An 18,813-nucleotide genomic window follows, 5' to 3' on the forward strand; every position below is an offset into this window, starting at 1 on the left:
CAGTGACGCGAATCAAGTTACCGAGGGGGACCAAGGCGCACAAGCCGGCGGATTCTGGCGTACCTGTAGGCAACGACGCAAGGCGTTGTGGCTTTCATCAAGTAACACTGACAGCCGTTAAACAGGTTCTATTCAAAGGCCAAATCGGTGGTGCGAACTTACGCAATAACCTGTAGGAGCGAGCCTGCTTCGGGCGGCGTTCCGACGATGGTCGCCAACGATAACGCTGAAAGCCTGACACCCCGCGGCGTACTCCGGTTCATCGCGAGCAGGCTCGCTCCTACAAGGGGTGTGGGGTGTTCAATGCCTTATTCGCAAGCATAAAAAAACGGGCCTTGGGGACCCGCTGGAAAGTGGGCCTGACGTCCATGCCAGGCCTGGAATGCAATCAAACTGTGGGAGCGAGCCTGCTCGCGATGGCGATGGGTCAGGCACCATTGATGCTGAATGTGCCGACCTCATCGCGAGCAGGCTCGCTCCCACAGGGGCATGCGGTGTTCATGCGTTTAGCGTCAACCATCACGCCTTACGGAAATGCGGAATCACCTTCTCGCCGATGTTCTTCAAGGTCTCCAGCTGCGCCCACTGCGGCACGGTGCCCATCTGGCAGATGAACAGGATTTCGTCGGCACCGGCGTCGATCAGGCGCTGCACATAGTTGATGCAGTCCTCGACCGTGCCGTAGGCGTGGTTGGGGTTCATCATGGCCATGGTCGGGTCGGAAAAGTCGACGCTGACTTCTTCGGAGGCGAAGCGCGACTTGATCACGGCCTGGCCGTTGCCATCGACGAAGGTGTCGTCCTTCCACTTCTCCGGGTCCGGACGCTCGCCACCGCCGTACCAGTAGCCCAGGGATTCCATGAAATAACGCTGGCCACGAATGCCGATGCGGCGCGCTTCTGCGTTGTCTTCCAGCACGATGGCCGGGCACAGCGCGGCGATGTGACGGTTGGGGCGGAAGCCCACCTGCTTTTTCTCGTCACGATGATCAAACGCCTCGTGATAGACCTCGACCTTCTTGGCGATTTCTTCCGGGCCACCGAAGCCAAGCACCAACGCGCCCATGCCACGACCGCCGGCATTTTTCAGTGACTCGGTGTTGGTGCACGCCAGGTACATCGGCGGGTGAGGGTCTTGATATGGCTTGGGATGGATCGGACGTTTCGGGATCTGCACGAAGTCGCCGTTGTGCTCGATTTCATCCTGCACGAACATTTTCGGGATCAGGTACATCATCTCGTCGATCTGCGGCTGCAGGGTCGCCAGGTCATAGCCGAAAGTGCCGGCCTCCTGCTGGGTACCGCCCTTGCCGACGCCGAAGTGCACGCGCCCCTTGGACAGCAGGTCGAGGGTAGCGATGCGCTCGGCGACTTTTACCGGATGGTTCATCGCCGGCGGCAGGCAGACCACACCGTGACCGATGCCGATGCGTTCGGTTTTACCGGCGACGAAGGCCAGCATGGTTTCCGGTGCCGACATGTGCGAGTAGTTGCTCAGGGCCGTGTGCTCCACGCACCAGAAGGTGTCGAAGCCAAGCTTGTCGGCCAGCACCGCTTGCTCAACGGTGTCCTGGAAAATCTTGCGGTCGCCTTCACGGCTGGAGTCCACCGTCTGGGCTTCGTAAATCAGGGAAAATTTCATGGTTGATCCTTGTGCTTATTTGGATGCGCAGTCGGCGCCGTAGACCTTCGCCTTGCCGTCAATGCTCATGCATCGACGGGGCGCTCGAATCACGCAAACGGACTAGCTGATTTGTACGCATGGGTCAGAGGAAAAAGTCGTTGCTGTCCTGCCCCATGCTCACGCCGCCCAGGTTCCAGGCGTACTTGGCCGGGCTGTTGGCGACGTGGGCGCGACCGGTGTGGATGTCGCGGAAGGCCCGGTTGATCGGATGACTGCGGAAGATGGTCGAAGCGCCGCTGTTGAACATCAGATCACCGACCGCCCTGGCACATTTGTCGGCCACCAGCGCCGAGTCGTACCGCATCTTCACCCGCTCGGGCAGGCTCAACGGCTCGCCCTTCTGTGCGCGCTCCAGCATCAAGGCGAAGTTACGGTACAGCACGGTCTTGCACTCATCGACGCACACCATGGCATTGGCCAGCGCCGACTGCGCGGCCGGGTCCTGGACCATTTTGCGCCCGTCGTTGACCCCGACCCGCGCGCGGTTGTGCTCGACAAACTGATCCACCGCCCCCTGCAAGGCGCCAATGGCCGAAGACGACACGGCACGCACGAAAATCTGCCCGAACGGCAAGCGGAACAGCGGCGCGGTGTTCACCGCATTGCCCGGGCTGCTCTGCATGAAACCGTCGAGCGCGCGGTGGGTGCGGTACTCGGGAACGAAAGCGTTCTCCACCAGAATGTCGTGGGAACCGGTGGCTTCCAGGCCCATCACATTCCAGTTGTCGAGTATCTGATAGTCGCTGCGCGGCACCAGGAAGGTCCGGTAATCCGGCGCCCCGCCCGCCTCTTGCGGCGGCACCAGCGCGCCGAGGAACACCCAGTCGCAATGCTTGCTACCGGAAGAAAACCCCCAGCGCCCACTCAACTTGAATCCCCCCTCGACCCGCTCGACCTTGCCCACGGGCATGTAGGAAGACGAGATCAACACGCTGGAGTCGTCGCCCCAGACGTCCTGCGCCGCACGATCATCGAACAGCGCCAGCTGCCAGTTGTGAATCGCCACCACGCCGAGCACCCAGGCCGAGGACATGCAGCCTTCGGCCAGGGTCATCTGCACGTCAAAGAAATCCTTGGGCTCCAGTTCATAGCCTTCCCAGCGAGACGGCTGCAGGATGCGAAAGAACCCGGCGTCCTGGAAATCCTTCAAGGTTTCTTCAGGCAACTGCCCGGCTTGCGCGGCATTGAGAGCGCGTTCACACAGGATCGGCACCAGCTCGCGGGCACGTTGGCTCAGACGCTGGCGAATCAGGTCTTGGTTGAGCATTTTTATTGTTCTCCTTTGTTCACCCCATCCGCCGGGGCGCGCGTGCAGCGGGGCGGGTGTAGCGCCCCTACCCTGGCATTCAAGCAATGCACGCAGTGGTGGACATCCCTCAAACGGACCATGTGGGGTTGGAGAATTGCGTTGCCTGGCAGATCGCCTTCGCGAGCAGGCTCGCTCCCACAGGGGATTGGGCACATCTGCAAGTGATTGGTCGGCTGGCAGGCCGCCATCGCTGCGATGCGGCGCCCCGACAAGCCAGCTCAGAAAAGCACGACGGCGTACACCCACCCGCTCCTCACCACTCATCAGGCCGAGCGTTAGCTCGCCTGCAGCTCTTGATCTTGATCTACCCGCCCCTTCGGGAGGCTGAGTGGAGGTGTTCATCCGGGGAGTGGCGCGCAGCGCCGTTCGACGCAGTCGAACACGCTGCATGTAGGTCGAAGCGAAGCCGACCGGAGGGCAGTGTCCCCGGATGAATACCGCAGCGAAGGAACGCCGAGCCTTAGCGAGGGGCCGGACGCTCGGGGCGAGCCTTTTTTTGCTTATCTTTTTTTTGGCGTTTGAAAAAAAAGTAAGTCGCCGTAAGGGCGAAACCGCCAGCCGCCATCACCGCAGCAACGGATATGTACCCAACCACCCCAAAACCTGGTCGGCCCAAAGGCCGCCAAGGCCAAAGGCCAAAGGCCAACTAGTCCCCTCGGACGATGCCCCCCAAACAACCCAGAGCAAGAATCCACCGCACTCCCCCCCAACAAAAAAGGCCCAGTGCGATGAACGACGCCAACCTCAAAGCCGACATGCTCCAGGCCATGCGCCGCCTGGCCAAGTCAGTCACCATAATCAGCACCAGCAACGGCTCCGAACGATTCGCCATGGCCGCCACGGCCGTCGACTCCCTCAGCACCGAACCCCCATCGCTGCTGATCTGCGTCAACAAGACCGCCTCGCCCCACGCCGCATTGGCCACCGGCGCCGACTTCTGCGTCAACATCCTCGGCGTCGAACAACAGGACCTGGCCCACCTGTGCAGCGGCGCGATCAAGGGCGAAGCACGCTTCGACCGTGGCAACTGGCTGACCAGCCCCGGCGGCATTCCATACCTGGGCGACGCGCAATCAGCGATCCTCTGCCGCCAGGACGGCCACTTCAGCTACGGCACCCACACCGTATTCATCGGGCGCATCCTGCAAATCCACACCAGTGAAGCCATCACCCCGCTGGTCTACCTCGACGGCAGCTACACCACCACCGCCAAACCCGCCCCCTCCTTCGCTGTCGCCGGCTGAGGCCCGAACATGGAAGGCCTGAACGGGTTGACGGCGTTGCGAGTGAACAGCGCCGAGCAGTTGCCGTGGAATGACCGTTGCGACTTGCTGGTCGTCGGTTTCGGCGGTGCCGGTGCCTGTGCCGCCATCGAAGCGGCCAGCCGTGGCCTGGCGGTGCTGGCGCTGGATCGCTTCGAAGGAGGTGGCGCGACAGCACTCAGTGGCGGCGTGGTGTATGCCGGTGGTGGCACCCCGTACCAGCGTCAGGCGGGCTACGACGATACCGACGAAGCCATGTTCAATTACCTGCGTCAGGAAGTCGGGGAAGCCGTCAGCAGCCAGACACTCAAGGATTTCTGCGCCGGCAGCTGCGAGCAACTGGCCTGGCTCGAACGTCAGGGCGTTGCGTTTGAAGCCAGCGTCCTGCCGCACAAGACCTCGTACCCGAGCGACCGGTTCTACCTCTATTACTCCGGCAACGAAGCCGTGCCGGACTATGCCGCGCACGCCAAACCGGCACCGCGCGGTCATCGCACCAAAGGTCCGGGCATGTCCGGCGCCAGCCTGTTCGCCCCGCTCAAGGCCAGCGCCTTGCGCCACGGTGCACGCTTACGCACTCAGTGCGAAGTGCGGCGACTGGTGCTCGACACCCGCGACCAGGTGCTCGGCGTCGAAGCCTGGCAGCTACCGCCGGGCAGCCGGGCCGCACGCCAACATGCGCGACTGTCACGCTGGGCCAGCGCCCTTCATATGTACGCCCCGGCCCTGGCCGATCGTTTGCGCGCCCGACAGCGCCGCATCGAGCAAGCCAGCGCCGAACGCCTGTTGATTCGCGCCGAACAGGGCGTATTGCTCAGCAGTGGTGGCTTCATTTTCAATCGCGATCTGGTGCGCCAGCATGCACCGCAATACCTGGCGGGCTTGCCGTTGGGCACCACCGGCTGCAACGGCAGCGGCATTGCCCTGGGCCAGAGCGCGGGTGGCAGCGTGGCGCGGATGGACAAGATCAGCGCCTGGCGCTTTATCAACCCGCCGCTGGCTTGGGCCAGGGGAATGATCGTCAACGCTCGCGGCCAGCGGTACGCCAACGAAGAAATCTACGGCGCGACCCTCGGCCACGCCATGGTGGAAGCACAGGACGGCCGCGCCATTCTGATTCTCAATCGAGCATTGGTTCGTGAAGCACTCCGTCAGGTCGGCCCCGGCAAAGTCTGGAATTTCCAGCGTCTGCCAGTGCTACTCAACCTGCTGTTTAACGCCAGGCGCAGCAAAAGCCTCGGCGGACTGGCCAAACGCTGCAACCTGCCGCCCGAACTGCTGCGCCAGAGCGTCGAGCGCTATAGCCGCGCCGCACGCGGTGACATCGCCGACGAATTCGGCAAATCCCCAGCGATGCTCGCCGATCTCGACCAGGGCCCGTGGTACGCCCTCGATCTTTCTTTCGACAGCAAACTCTTCCCTTGCCCGGTCATCACCCTCGGCGGACTGAAAGTCTGCGAACGCAGTGGCCGGGTGCTGGACCCTGCCGGCGTGCCGATTCGAGGCCTGTACAGCGCCGGCCGCAACGCGGTGGGTATCGCCTCCAATCTGTATGTCTCCGGCCTGTCACTGGCCGATTGCATCTATTCCGGTCGCCGGGCTGCCGCCCACGTGGCCGACCAAGTCGCACTTCAAACCGCACGATCAGGAGAACAACAATGCAACGTGTAGAAGGCAAAGTCTGCATCATCACCGGCGCCGCCAGCGGCATCGGTCGCGAAGACGCCCTGCTGCTGGCCCGCGAAGGCGCCAAAGTGGTATTGACCGACCTCAATGAAGAAGCCGGCCGCCAGGCCGCTGCGAAAATCGGCGCTAATGCGCTGTTCATCCGTCACGACATCGCCAGCGAAAGCGACTGGCAACACGTAGTCAAAACCACCGTGGAACACTTCGGCCGCCTCGACGTGCTGGTCAACAATGCCGCGATCCTGGCCTTGGGCAGCATCGAAGACACCACGCTGGAGCTGTGGCAGAAGGTGCAGAAAATCAACGGTGACGGTTACTTCCTCGGTTGCAAATACGCCATCCAGGCGATGAAGGAAACCGGCGGCGGCTCGATCATCAACATGTCGTCCGTGGCGGCCCTGGGCGCGATGCCGATGTTCTGCGCCTACTCGGCATCCAAGGGCGCGGTGGCGGCGATGACCCGCTCCATCGCCTTGCACTGCAAGCAACAGGGCTATCGCATTCGTTGCAACAGCGTGCACCCGGACGGTGTGAATACGCCGATGACCCAGGCCCTGGCGGGCGGTCAGCCGATTCCTCAGGAAGCCCTTGACCAGGACCCGATGAACCGCATGTGCGCGCCTCGGGACATTGCCAACGTGGTGCTGTTCCTGGCCACGGACGAGTCACGCTTCGTCAACGGCGCCGAGATCCGTGTCGACAACGCGCAACTGATCAGCGGGCTCTGAGGTAGAGGTGAACATGGGCACGCAACAACAGAACCTGACCCCAGCTGAATCGACGACGGGAAGCGTCATGCTGCAAGTGTGCGCGGTGATCGACGAGACCGCTGACGCGCGCTCGCTGGTGCTGGATATCCCGCCCACCTTGCGTGAGCGCTTTTGCTACAAACCGGGCCAGTTCCTGAGTTTTCGCGTACCCTGCGCCGGCAAACTGTTGACCCGCTGCTACTCCATGGCCAGCTCGCCGCTGGCCGATGCACTGCCCAAGGTCACGGTCAAGCGGGTCGAGGGCGGCCGGGTGTCGAACTGGATGAATGAGGTTCAGGTCGGCGACTGGCTGGAGGTATTGCCTCCGGCCGGGCTGTTCTGCCTCGACCCGCAGGCAGACACCGACAGCCCCCTGGTCTTGTTCGGCGGTGGTTCAGGCATCACCCCGGTGTTTTCCATTCTCAAGTCGGTACTGCACAGCAGTCGGCGGCCGATCCGGTTGATCTACGCCAACCGCGATGAAACCTCGGTGATTTTCAAGGACGAACTGCGTGAGTTGATCAAGGCGCATCCTGATCAACTGCACGTGGTGCACATCCTCGATTCGGTGCAGGGTTTCCTGACGGACCACCAGGTCCGTCATTTGCTGCACGGATCGGCCGGAGGCGACTACTTCATCTGCGGGCCGGGACCGTTCATGGACACCGTGGAGCGCACGCTGCTGGCACTGGGCGAAGCCGCCGAACGCATTCATGTCGAGCGCTTCGTCTCGCCACCGGATCCGGACGAACTGCTCGCCGAAGAAGCCCTCGCCCGCGCCGCTGCCATGGATTCCCGGTGCGAAGCGCTGATCGTCGAACTCGATGGCCAGCAACACGAAGTCGTCTGCCAGCCCGGTGATACCTTGCTGCAAAGCTGTAAGGCAGCGGGCCTGGACGTGCCGTCGTCTTGTGAAGAAGGCTTTTGTGGGGCCTGCATGTGCGTCGTGAAGGAAGGAGAGGTCCGGTTGGCGCGCAACGATGTGCTGACCCCGAAAGAGCTGGCCGACGGGTGGACACTGGCCTGCCAGAGCCGCCCGACAGGTGCCCGGGTACGCCTGAAATTCCCTGACTGAAGCTACGTATCCCACGTAGGAGCTAGCCTGCTAGCGATGGACGTCAACGATGACGCGCACTGTCTGAATGAACGCGGTGCCCGGACGTTTTTCGCGAGCAGGCTCGCTCCTACAGTTGATCGGTGTCAGACGGCAGATCGGGTGCTTAGTCTCATTGGACGATCACTGCGCCACGGTCAGCAGTTAGACTCGGCCAGCATTAGTCCACAACAATAAAAGAGGTGCAGTTATGGCTCGTTTGCAGAACAAGGTCGCGGTGGTCACCGGCGGCGCTTCGGGGATCGGCCTGGCCTGCGTGCGCCGCTTCGCCGCCGAAGGCGCGCAAGTGGTCGGGCTGGACATCGGCAGCGCACCGGCGGACTTCCCCGGTTTATTCATGACCCTGGATGTGCGCGATGAAGCCCAGGTGCAGCAGGTCATGCAGGAAGTCATCAGCCGCTTCGGGCGCATCGATGTGCTGGTCAATGCCGCCGGCGTCGCCGACCAGGGCAGCGTGACCCAGACCACCACCGCCAACTGGCAACGGGTGATGGACATCAACCTGACCGGCAGCATGCTTACCAGCAAATACGCGGTGGCGTCGATGGTCTCGCAGCGCAGTGGTTCGATCATCAACATTGGTTCGATCTTTGGCCTGCAAGCCTGCGACAACAACGTCGCCTACAACGTCGCCAAGGGCGGCATCAACCAGCTGACCCGCTCGATGGCCATCGACTACGGCCACGCCAATGTGCGCGTCAACGGCCTGTGCCCGGGCCTGATCGAAACGCCGATGACCAGCATGGTCCGCGAGCACGAAGCGTTTCACGCCTTCTTCGCCTCGCAACACATGCTCAGTCGTTCCGGGCAACCGGAAGAAGTGGCCAGCGCCGCGCTGTTCCTGGCATCCGACGACGCGTCGTTCGTCAGCGGCCAGATGATCGCCGTGGACGGCGGTTTCTCCGCCGGCCGTCGCTTCGCCCCGCCCGCCCAGTAATTCGCTACCCGGCCGGGCGCCCTGCCCGGCCCACTCCCTCTTTTTCGTATCTGTCTTCTAACCGGGGAGGCCCCATGCCGCCTGTCGCCACCGCACTGACCATCGCTCAACTGTTCGCCAACGCTGCCCAGGCCTACGGCGACCGCCCCGCCATCGAGGATGCGGGCCGAGTCATCAGCTACCGACAACTTGACCAATTGCGCCGGCAAGCCGCCCGCGCTTTGCTGGCACTGGAGGTTCAAGTCGGGGACAGGGTGGCGATCTGGGCGCCCAACGTGTGGGAATGGATTGTCGCCGCCGGTGCGCTGCAAAGTGTCGGCGCCGCGCTGGTGCCACTCAACACCCGGATGAAAGGCAGCGAGGCCGGCTACATCCTGCGCGAAAGCGGCGCCTGCGTTTTATTTGCCATCGGCGAATTTCTCGGCGCCGATTACCCCGGCATGCTGGCCGCTGAAGACCTGCCCGACCTGCGCCACATCGTCACCTTGCGCGGTGCAAGTGCCGGCACCCTGGGTTGGGAAACCTTTCTTGAGCTGGCGGCGGACCTGCCGCAATTGGCCCTGCGTACCCGCGAACAACAGGTCGGCCCGCAGGCCTTGTCCGATGTGCTGTTCACCTCGGGTACCACCGGCAAACCCAAAGGGGTGATGACTGGTCACGGGCAGAACCTGCAAATCGTGCGCGACTGGAGCGAAATCGTCGGCTTGCGCGAAGGCGATCGCTACCTGATCGTCAATCCGTTCTTCCACTCCTTCGGCTATAAGGCCGGATGGCTGGCGGCGCTGATGCGCGGTTGCACCATCCTGCCGCAGCAGGTGTTCGATGTGCAGACGGTGCTCGAATGCGTCCAGCGTGAGCGCATCACCGTGCTGCCCGGACCTCCGACGCTGTATCAATCGCTACTGGCCCATCCGCGACGTAGCGACTTCGATTTGAGCTCATTACGAGTGGCGGTGACCGGCGCGGCGGCGATTCCGGTGGAGATGATTCAGCGCATGCGCGAGGAATTGGGATTTGCCACCATCGTCACCGCGTATGGCCTGACCGAAGTCTGCGGTTTTGCCAGCATTTGCCGCCCGGGCGACGCCGCTGAGCTGGTCGCCAACACCAGTGGCCGGGCCATGCCCGGGGTGGAAATCCGCTGCGTCGACAGTCAGGGTCGCAGCCAACCGGCGAACGTTGCGGGCGAAGTCCAGGTGCGTGGCTACAACCTGATGAAGGGCTATTTCAATGATCCGCAGGCCAGCCAGGCGACGCTCGACACCGACGGCTGGCTGCACACGGGTGACATCGGCATGCTCGATGAACAGGGATACCTGCGCATCACCGATCGCCTCAAGGACATGTTCATCACGGGCGGATTCAATGTGTATCCGGCGGAGATCGAGCAATGCGTGCTGACCTATCCGGGCGTGGCCCAGGCGGCGGTCATCGGCATTCCCGATGAGCGCCTCGGTGAAGTAGCGATGGCGTTTTTGCTGCCAGCACCGGGCGTCGAGATCGAGCAGGCCCGGTTCCTCGCCTGGTGCCGTGAGCAGATGGCCAACTACAAAGTCCCGCGCCGGGTGCAGGTACTCGAAAGCATGCCGCTCAACGCAGCGGGGAAAGTGACGAAGAATGTATTGCGCGAATGGGCGTTGCAGCCGGTCAGTTGAACGCAGTCCCTGTAGGAGCGCAATGCTGTTCAGATAAGGACGAACACTGTACCTGTGGCGAGGGAGCCTGCTCGCGATGGCGGTGTGTCAGGCACCCATGTTGTTGAAGCTGATGCCGTCTTCGCTGGCAAGCCAGCTCCCACAGGGTTTGTGGTTGCAGGCGGAATCCGAGGCCACCTAAAAAAATCCGTAGGAGCTGGCTTGCCAGCGAAAGCGGTGTGTCAGGCGCCAGTGATATTAACTGTGCCGACGCCTTCGCAGCGATGCGGCCACCCGACAAGCCAGCTCCTGCAGAGGGATGTTTATGTCGGCTAAACCACCCGCGCCGGATGCTGCCGGCGCGGTTCCCCCAGCAGGGCGCGGTGTGAAGGTGGCTGACGACCCTCGGCTTCACTGATGCCATAACCGGGCGCTATCTCCGCAGTGATCAACGTCTGCCCGGACAACGTCATCAACTGCGGGTCATTGAGCAAGGCATGAATCACCCGGCCATTGAATTGCGGGGTTTCGGCATCGGCGAGAAAAGCCTGGTATTGCTCACCGTGCTGCTCGCCGGCGATTTTCGTGCGCTCGGTCAGTTGCGGGCCGAGCCACAGCGACAACGCCGCCACGCCCTGCCCTTCGAAATCGATCGCCATGTCCGCCGCCAGCTTATCGACTCCGGCCTTTTGCGCACCGTACGCGGGACCGTGCATGTAGCAACCGGCACCGAATGAAGAGGTGAAACAGATCAGCCCCTGGGCACTGCGCAGCAACAAAGGCGCGGCATAGTAGCTGGCGATGTAAGCCGAGCGCAGCCCGACATCAAGAATGCGCACCAACGCCAAAGGCTTGGCCCAGAACGGGCCCGGTTCGATCAGTTGGTCATGGATGTACGCCGCGTTGTTCACCAGCAGGTCCAGGTGTCCACATTCCTGTTCGACCTGCGCAAACAACGCCTGCACCTGCACGTCATCGGCATGGTCACACACCACCGCGATACCACGCCCGCCAGCGGCCGTGATCGCGGCGGCGGTGTCTTCCAGCGAGCCACGCAGCGCATGGCCGTACACATTCGACCCACCGTGCTCCGGGGCGCGGCCGGTGACATACACCGTCATGCCCTTGGCCCCCAGCGCAAGGGCAATGCCCTGGCCAACCCCGCGACTGGCCCCGGTGACCACCGCCACCTGTTGACGTTGACTGTTCATTCGACACTCCCGAACACGCTTTTGGCCGAAGCCGTCTCGCTCTGGCGCTTGATGTGGTTGGCCGCCAGGTACCCGAAGGTCATGGCCGGGCCGATGGTCGAACCGGCACCCGGATAGGTGCGGCCCATCATCGATGCGGCGCTGTTGCCGATGGCATACAGGCCCTTGATGGGCTGGCCGTCCTCATGCAGCACGCGGGCATGCACATCGGTCAACAAACCGCCCTTGGTCCCAATGTCCCCGGCATCGATGCGTACCGCATAGAACGGCCCTTTGAGCAACGGCGCCAGGCACGGATTGGGCTGTACGTTCGGGTCGCCGTAATAACGATCAAACAGCGATTCACCCTTATGGAAATCTTCGTCGACACCCTGCACCGCCATGGCATTGAAGCGCTGCACGGTGCGCACCAATCCGCCGCCATCGACGCCGATCTTCGCCGCCAATCCCTGCAGGCTGTCGGCCTTGTGGAAGTACTCGCGCAGATGCGCTGGTAATTGCCAGTCACGCTGTGCATACCCCGGCAACAACGCGCCACAGGGATATTTGCGGCGGAACTCGGCGTCGAACACCATCCAGCACGGCACGCTCGCTGCGCCTTCGCGATTGTTGGCGTACATCGCATAAACGATATCGGTATAGGGCGCGGCTTCGTTGACGAAACGCTCGCCGGCGCTGTTGACCAGCACACACCCCGGCAAGGTCCGTTCGACAAACATTGCACGCTGTTTTTCTTCGCCCTGGACGTGGGTGGTCGGCGCCCACCAACTGTGCTCCATCAATGCCGTGCGCGCGCCAATGGCCTGGCCGGCACGGATACCGTCGCCGGTGTTGTGCGGCGGCGTGGCACTCCAGTCGGCACGCGACGGCTGCGGCAGGTACTGGGCGCGCATCGCCTGATTACGCTCGAAGCCACCGGCGGCGATGATCACCCCGCAGCGCGCCTTGACGTTGAGCCATTGACCATTGCGATTGACCCGTGCGCCGCCCACCCGGTCACCGACCAGCAACAGCTCTTCCAGCGAACAGTTGAGCCACAGCGACTTGCCGCGATCCTGCAGCGAGCAACGCAAGGCGCCGATCAAGGCATTACCCAGCGTCAGGTAGCGATCGCGGCGCGACAAACGCCGGCCCTCACGATCACGCCAGTAACGCCACATCACCCGCAAGGTCAGGCGCAGCCAGCCGGGCCCGCGACACAGCAGCACCTGGGCTTCTTTCATGGTCATCGCCATGCGCCCCATCATCAGGGTGCCGGGGGACGGCGCGCGCATGCGCAGGAATTCTTCGCCCAGTTCGGCGGCATCGAACGGTTGCGGGTCCATGGAGCGATAGCCCGGCTTGCCACCCTCGACTTCCGGGTAGTAATCGGCGTAACGCGCTTGTGCCTCGAAACGCACCCGCGTCTGGCGTTCGAGGTATTCGACCATCTCGCGACCATGTTCGACGTAAGCCTCGATGCGTCCGTCATCGATCTCGCCATGGGTCACCGCACGGATATAGGCAATCGCTTCAGCCGCCGAATCGCTGCCGCCAAGCGCCTTGATCCGATGGTTGTCGGGGATCCAGATACCACCGCCGGACACCGCCGAGGTACCGCCGTATTCACCACTCTTCTCGATCAACAGCGCATTGAGACCCAGGTCATGGGCGCGCAGTGCAGCGGTCATTCCCCCTGCTCCGGAGCCAATCACCAGCACATCACAGCATTCGTCCCACTTGATCCCGGCAGCGTTCATGCGATCACCCTTGTTCAGCGCCCATCAGGCAGAATCCGCCGCCGCCAGATCTTCGCCCGGTGCAGTCGGTCTCGGGATTGTTCGCCGCGCACGCCGGGTGTTCATCGTCCGTTGGGACTAAGGCGACGGTAACCGCCCTCCCCTGCAAATCGCTTAGTCCGCTTGGACGATGTTGCGCGCAAGTCGTGACTCCATAGTCGCCCACAGCACCAATAACCCCCCGCAAATGCAGGTCAGGCAGGTCTGACCTGGGCATGAGGACGACATGATAAAAACAATAATCGCCCCACCAACACAGCACACTCGCGTACAGCTGGCTTTGTTGTTGCTGGCTGGTGGACTGAGCGCTCACGTCAACGCCATGAGCTTCCAGCCGAACGAGGATATGAGCATCGACTGGGACACCACGCTGACATACAGCCTGGCCTGGCGGGCCGAGTCCCGCGATCACAAACTGACGGCCAATGCCAACGGCAACGACGGCGATAACGCGTTCGCCAAGGGCAGCCTGATCAACAACCGCAGTGGTTTCCTCACCGAAGCCAACATCAAATGGCAAGACGACTATGGCGTGTTCGTCCGGGCGACAGGCTTTTATGACAACGTCTACGATCAGAGCAACGACAACAATACCGGCACCTCGAACTGCTTTGCGGGGGGGCATTGCAGCCAGCCAGACCACTTCTCCCAGGACACCATCGACCAGCATCGCAACGAACTGCGCATGCTCGATTACTACGCCTACGGCACCTGGGACATGAGTGGCCACGCCCTCAACGCGCGCCTGGGCAACCAGGTGGTGAGCTGGGGTGAAAGTCTGTTCTACCCTGGCATCTCCGCGGCGCAGAGCCCGGTGGATGCGACCAAGGCGACCACGCCCGGCGTTGAGGTGAAGGAGATCCTGTTGCCCGTCGGCCAGCTGTTCACTCAGTACAGCCTGACTGACAGCCTGGATGTGCAGGCCTACTACCAATACAAGTGGGAGAAGACTCAACTGTTCGGCGTGGGCAGTTACTTCTCCACCACCGACTTTATCGACGAAGGTGGTTTCAACGACGCTTCCGGCTTCGTCACTCGCCTCAAGGACGACAAACCCAGTGACAGCGGCCAGTACGGCCTGGCGTTCACCTACGCCGCCGAGTCGCTGAACAACACCGAGTTCGGCATTTACTACTCGCGTTACCACGACAAGACCCCGTCGCTGGATTTCGCGTCGAACCTGGGCCACTACCAGGTGCGCTACTTCGACAATATCGACTTGTACGGCGCGAGTTTTTCCACCGTGCTGGGCAGCGTGAGCTGGGCCGGTGAGGTCAGCTACCGCGACGGTTCTCCGGTGATGGTCAACAACGGCTTCTCCAGCCCGGTGCGCGGCAAAACCATGCAGGCGCAGACGTCGATGATCTACGTGGTCGGCCCGACGTCCTGGGCGGACAACACCACCCTGACCGGTGAGCTGGTCTACAACACCGTGATCAGCAACGACAAGTCGCAGCCGGTGACCCTGGCCCCCGGCTTCACGTTGCCGGGCACCGACAGCCTGGTCTACGACCGCGATGCCTGGGGCTACACGGTTCAAGCGAACTTTGATTACAACAACGTATTCAGCGGTTGGGACATGTCGGTGCCGGTCACTTTCAGCGCTGCGGCCCACGGTGACAGCTCGCTGGTGGGCTCGATCAACACAGGCCAGAACGACAACCGCGCGAGCATCGGCAGTTCGTGGCGTTACCTGGGCAACTTCACCGTCGAAGCCCGATACAACGCCTATCTGGGCAACGCCAACAACAGTCCGCTGGCCGACCGCGACAACGTCGCACTCAACTTCAAGTACCGGTTCTGATTCCCCTGTCGGAGGAGCACAGCATGTCCAGATTCACCCAAACATTATTGACCACGGCATTGACCGTCGGCCTGCTCGGCAGTGGCCTGGTCCACGCCAGGGTCAGCCCCGAAGAAGCCGCTCGCCTGGGCCAGGACCTGACGCCGATGGGCGCCGAAAAGGCCGGCAACGCCGACGGCAGCATCCCGGCCTGGACCGGCAAATGGCGCGGCCTGCCACCGCAGCTCAAATACGCCGGCCCCGGCACGCCCTACCCGGACCCGTACGCCGCGGAAAAACCATTGTTCGTGATCAATGCCAAGAACATGGACAAGTACGCCGACAACCTGACCGACGGCCAGAAAGCGCTGCTCAAACGCTATCCCGAAACGTTCAATATCCCGGTCTATCCAAGCCATCGGGACTTCCGCTTCGATCAACGCCTGGAAGACCTGGTCAAGAAAAACGCGGTCAGTGCCGAACTGGCCAATGACAACAACGACACACAGAACGCCTGGGGCGCCTCGCCATTCCCGATTCCGAAGAACGGCAGCGAACTGATGTTCAACCACACGCTGGCCGGGCGCGCCAACACCGAAGAGGCCAACTACGGGCAGGCGGTGGTCTACTCCAACAAGGAACGGGTGCTCGAACAGGTCAACTACAAGATCTTCTCGATCTGGTCCAGCCCGGACAAAACCCTGGAAAGCGCCAACGGTATCCTCACCAACTTCCTGATCACCACGCTTGAACCGGTGCGCAAGAAAGGCGAGATCGTCGTCGGTCACGAGTTCATCAACCCGACCGCCTCGCCGCGTCAGGCCTGGCAGTACAGCCCGGGACAACGTCGCGTCCGTCGCGCGCCGACCGTGGGCTATGACTCGCCAAGCGGTGCCGGTGGTTTCCGTGTGTACGACGAAGACCGCTTGTTCAACGGCGCACCGGATCGCTACAACTGGACCATCCTCGGTAAAAAAGAAATCTACATTCCGTACCACAACTACAAGATCGACGATCCGAGCGTGAGCACCGACCAGATCCTGGCCACCACCGGCCACGTCGATCCGCAATACATGCGCTATGAAAAACATCGCGTGTGGGTTCTGCAAGCCACCCTCAAGGAAGGTGCCCGACACGTTTACGCCAAGCGCGTGCTGTACCTGGACGAGGACTCCTGGGCGGCGACCCTGGCGGACAACTACGACAGTCGCGGCGTGCTCTGGCGCACCAACATGCAAACCTCGATCTACGCCTACGAGATGCAGCGCTACCATGCTCGCCTCGGCATCTACCATGACCTGATCGCCGGTTCGTATCTGGTTGACCGTATGCTGGTCGATCAAAAACCCGCCAAGCTCAATGCCACCGCCTTCACCGAAGACGAATTCACCCCCGGCAACCTGCGCAAACTCGGCACCCGCTAAACCCTCAAGGCCTCGACCGATTCGATCGGTCGGGGCTTTGTGCTTTCTCTCGATTCAACTGACGGAAACGCCCCATGAATAAACTGCTCACTGGCGTCATCGCCATGGCCAGCGTCGGCCTGTCGATGCAGGCCAATGCATTGAACATCCTGCTGACCAACGACGATGGTTGCCGCGCACCCGGCATCGATGCGATGTACCGTGCACTGACCGCCGCCGGACATCGGGTAACCCTGGTCGGCCCGTTGAACGACAGCAGCGGCATCAGCGCCGCCAGCGTGGTCGTGCCCGGCCAGGCATTGGCGGTGACCGAACTGGCGCCGGGTAAATTCTGCGTCGGGCCTCCGGAGGGCTATACCCCGCCCACCGGCAAGACCTCCGCCATTGGTACTCCGGTAGATGCGGTCAACGTCGGCCTTGACGTGCTGCTCAAGGACAACCCGCCAGACCTGGTGGTGTCGGGCACTAACTTCGGCGAAAACGTCGGTCCGCTGACACAGATGTCCGGCACCCTGAACGCGGCGGTGCGGGCGATGTTCAAGGGAATTCCGGCGGTGGCGGTGTCGACGGCCATCGACATGGACCTGATCATCAAGGATCAGCAGGCCGGCTACCGCAAAACCCTGGGCGCCATGGACGATACGGCGCGGTTTGCAGTGCGAGTCATCGAGCAATCGACCCTGGCTGGTACGGCAGCAAGACAGACCTGCGCCAAACACAAACGCCCCTGCGAACTGAACGTGCTCGGCCTGCCAGGCGCCAGCGGCTTGAACCTCAACTACCCGGCACTGCCGCCCGGTGAAGTCAAAGGTGTGAGTTTCGCGCCAATCGGCAATTGGGACCGGGTGAACTTCATCTCCCAGCGCGGCGCCGATGGCGTGGTTCATGTCAACCTGACCGCCCCCTCGACCCCGACCGCCGCCCAGCAAAAGGCCGATGCGTATCAGCTGTGGCAGGGACATGCGGTGATCACCGTGATCGACGGCAACATGACCGCACCGGATGCGGTGCAGGATCAAGCGAAGGGAATGTTGCGGGGTTTAAAACCTTAAGTCATTTAGAGAACTTGCTCGCGATGAGGTCGGCACATCCAACATCGATTGCGCCTGCCAGATCGCCATCGCGAGCTTGCTGACGAAGGGTTATGTGTCTGCCTCAGGTAGTTGTTTGAAACGGCACAAACCCGGTCACTTCCAGATCAAACCCGGACACCGCTTTGTAGGGCACCGGCGAGCTCATCAAGCGCATTTTGCGGACGTTTTGATCGCGCAGGATCTGTGCGCCGACGCCCAGGGTCCGTTGCGGAAACTGTGGCGCCCGTGGTTTGCCGCCGCTGCGTTGACGCAGTTGTTCAAGCACGCCGTCGGCGGTTTCCTTCTGCGCCAGCAGCACCAGCACACCGCATTCAGCCGCGGCGATGGCCGCCAGCGACCGCTCCAGGGTCCATTGCTGCGGCCCGCCTTCGCCCTCACAACCCAATGCGTCGCGCAGCGTCTCGATGCTTTGCACTCGCACCAGAACCGGCTGAGCACTGTCCACCCGGCCTTTGACCAGTGCCAGATGCAGCAACCCCTGGTAGGTGTCCTGGTAAGTGGTCACCTGAAACACGCCGTGCCGGGTATGCAGCGGATACTCATCACCACGCTCGATCGTGCCTTCATGCAGGATGCGGTAGTGAATCAAATCAGCAATGCTGCCAATGCGCAGGCCATGACGACGGGCAAACTCGTGAAGTTCGGCACCACGGGCCAGCTCACCCTCCTCGTTGAGAATGCCCACCAGCGTCGCAGCCGGTTGCAGGCCAGCGAGTCGGGTCAGGTCGCAAGCGGCTTCGACATGCCCGGCGCGCTGCATCACGCCACCGGGCAAGGCCTGCACCGGAAAGACATGCCCGGGCTGAACCAGGTCCGCAGGCACGCTGGCCGGATCGACCGCGACCTGGATCGAGCGCGCCCGATCCGCCGCGGAAATGCCGGTGGACACCCCGGTGGCCGCCTCGATCGAGCGGGTAAAACCCACACCGTGTTGCGCCCGTGAATGGGGCACCATCAGGTCCAGGCCCAAGGCGCGACAGCGTTGTTCGGTCAAGGCCAGGCAAATCAACCCGCGCGCCTGGACCGCCATGAACGTGACCGCTTCGGCGCCTGACTGTTCGGCAGCCATCAGCAACGAGCCTTCGCCGTTGTGTTCGTCGTCAGTGATCACCACCATTTGCCCGGCGGCAATGGCCTCGATCAACTGTG

14 protein-coding genes are annotated in these 18,813 nt (G+C 62.4%); 9 read left to right on the forward strand and 5 right to left on the reverse strand.

What is annotated here, in order from left to right:
- Nucleotides 1-519 precede the first annotated feature (519 nt).
- Complete coding sequence (locus tag ACGJAX_RS26415; RefSeq protein ID WP_247256251.1) at nt 520-1,641, reverse strand: LLM class flavin-dependent oxidoreductase; 1,122 nt, start codon at nt 1,639-1,641, stop codon at nt 520-522.
- A 124-nt stretch (nt 1,642-1,765) separates the two neighbouring features.
- Entirely contained in the window at nt 1,766-2,950 is a 1,185-nt protein-coding gene (locus tag ACGJAX_RS26420; RefSeq protein ID WP_390956723.1) for a flavin-dependent monooxygenase, read from the reverse strand.
- Nucleotides 2,951-3,720: 770 nt separating this feature from the next.
- On the opposite strand from ACGJAX_RS26420, the gene ACGJAX_RS26425 reads away from it, so the two are divergent.
- The 6 genes from ACGJAX_RS26425 to ACGJAX_RS26450 all read left to right on the forward strand — a co-directional run bounded on the left by ACGJAX_RS26425 (nt 3,721) and on the right by ACGJAX_RS26450 (nt 10,395).
- Complete coding sequence (locus ACGJAX_RS26425; RefSeq protein WP_390956724.1) at nt 3,721-4,236, forward strand: flavin reductase; 516 nt, start codon at nt 3,721-3,723, stop codon at nt 4,234-4,236.
- A 9-nt stretch (nt 4,237-4,245) separates the two neighbouring features.
- Entirely contained in the window at nt 4,246-5,925 is a 1,680-nt protein-coding gene (locus ACGJAX_RS26430; protein ID WP_390956725.1) for an FAD-binding protein, read from the forward strand.
- Complete coding sequence (locus ACGJAX_RS26435) at nt 5,913-6,668, forward strand: glucose 1-dehydrogenase (RefSeq protein ID WP_390956726.1); 756 nt, start codon at nt 5,913-5,915, stop codon at nt 6,666-6,668. The genes ACGJAX_RS26430 and ACGJAX_RS26435 overlap by 13 nt, the downstream gene beginning before the upstream one ends.
- Before the next feature lie 13 nt (nt 6,669-6,681).
- Nucleotides 6,682-7,764: a 2Fe-2S iron-sulfur cluster-binding protein gene (locus ACGJAX_RS26440; RefSeq protein WP_390956727.1), complete on the forward strand. Its 1,083-nt coding sequence runs from the start codon at nt 6,682-6,684 to the stop codon at nt 7,762-7,764.
- 229 nt (nt 7,765-7,993) lie between these two features.
- Nucleotides 7,994-8,740: an SDR family NAD(P)-dependent oxidoreductase gene (locus ACGJAX_RS26445; protein WP_247256257.1), complete on the forward strand. Its 747-nt coding sequence runs from the start codon at nt 7,994-7,996 to the stop codon at nt 8,738-8,740.
- Between the two features lie 74 nt (nt 8,741-8,814).
- The gene (locus ACGJAX_RS26450) at nt 8,815-10,395 is read left to right on the forward strand and encodes a FadD3 family acyl-CoA ligase (RefSeq protein WP_390956728.1); all 1,581 of its coding nucleotides are present in this window, start codon (nt 8,815-8,817) and stop codon (nt 10,393-10,395) included.
- Nucleotides 10,396-10,706: 311 nt separating this feature from the next.
- Here ACGJAX_RS26450 and ACGJAX_RS26455 read toward each other — a convergent pair whose 3' ends face one another.
- A complete protein-coding gene (locus ACGJAX_RS26455; protein WP_390956729.1) occupies nt 10,707-11,585 on the reverse strand; it encodes an SDR family NAD(P)-dependent oxidoreductase in 879 nt (292 codons plus the stop codon).
- The gene (locus tag ACGJAX_RS26460) at nt 11,582-13,324 is read right to left on the reverse strand and encodes an FAD-binding protein (RefSeq protein WP_390956730.1); all 1,743 of its coding nucleotides are present in this window, start codon (nt 13,322-13,324) and stop codon (nt 11,582-11,584) included. Before ACGJAX_RS26460 ends, ACGJAX_RS26455 begins: the two co-directional genes overlap by 4 nt.
- Before the next feature lie 265 nt (nt 13,325-13,589).
- Here ACGJAX_RS26460 and ACGJAX_RS26465 point away from each other — a divergent pair, with 265 nt between their 5' ends.
- The 3 genes from ACGJAX_RS26465 to surE all read left to right on the forward strand — a co-directional run bounded on the left by ACGJAX_RS26465 (nt 13,590) and on the right by surE (nt 17,622).
- Nucleotides 13,590-15,167 (forward strand): DUF1302 family protein, encoded by a 1,578-nt coding sequence (locus ACGJAX_RS26465; protein WP_390956731.1) that lies wholly within the window; start codon nt 13,590-13,592, stop codon nt 15,165-15,167.
- 23 nt (nt 15,168-15,190) lie between these two features.
- Nucleotides 15,191-16,570, forward strand: a complete 1,380-nt coding sequence (locus ACGJAX_RS26470; RefSeq protein ID WP_390956732.1) for a DUF1329 domain-containing protein — start codon at nt 15,191-15,193, stop codon at nt 16,568-16,570.
- Nucleotides 16,571-16,644: 74 nt separating this feature from the next.
- Nucleotides 16,645-17,622: a 5'/3'-nucleotidase SurE gene (gene surE / locus ACGJAX_RS26475; RefSeq protein ID WP_390956733.1), complete on the forward strand. Its 978-nt coding sequence runs from the start codon at nt 16,645-16,647 to the stop codon at nt 17,620-17,622.
- Between the two features lie 103 nt (nt 17,623-17,725).
- Here the strand turns inward: surE and ACGJAX_RS26480 are convergent, their stop codons facing one another.
- The gene (locus ACGJAX_RS26480; RefSeq protein WP_390960000.1) at nt 17,726-18,781 is read right to left on the reverse strand and encodes a 3,4-dihydroxy-2-butanone-4-phosphate synthase; all 1,056 of its coding nucleotides are present in this window, start codon (nt 18,779-18,781) and stop codon (nt 17,726-17,728) included.
- Nucleotides 18,782-18,813 lie beyond the last annotated feature (32 nt).

It is taken from the genome of Pseudomonas moorei (assembly GCF_042846945.1).
GTDB lineage: Bacteria > Pseudomonadota > Gammaproteobacteria > Pseudomonadales > Pseudomonadaceae > Aquipseudomonas > Aquipseudomonas moorei.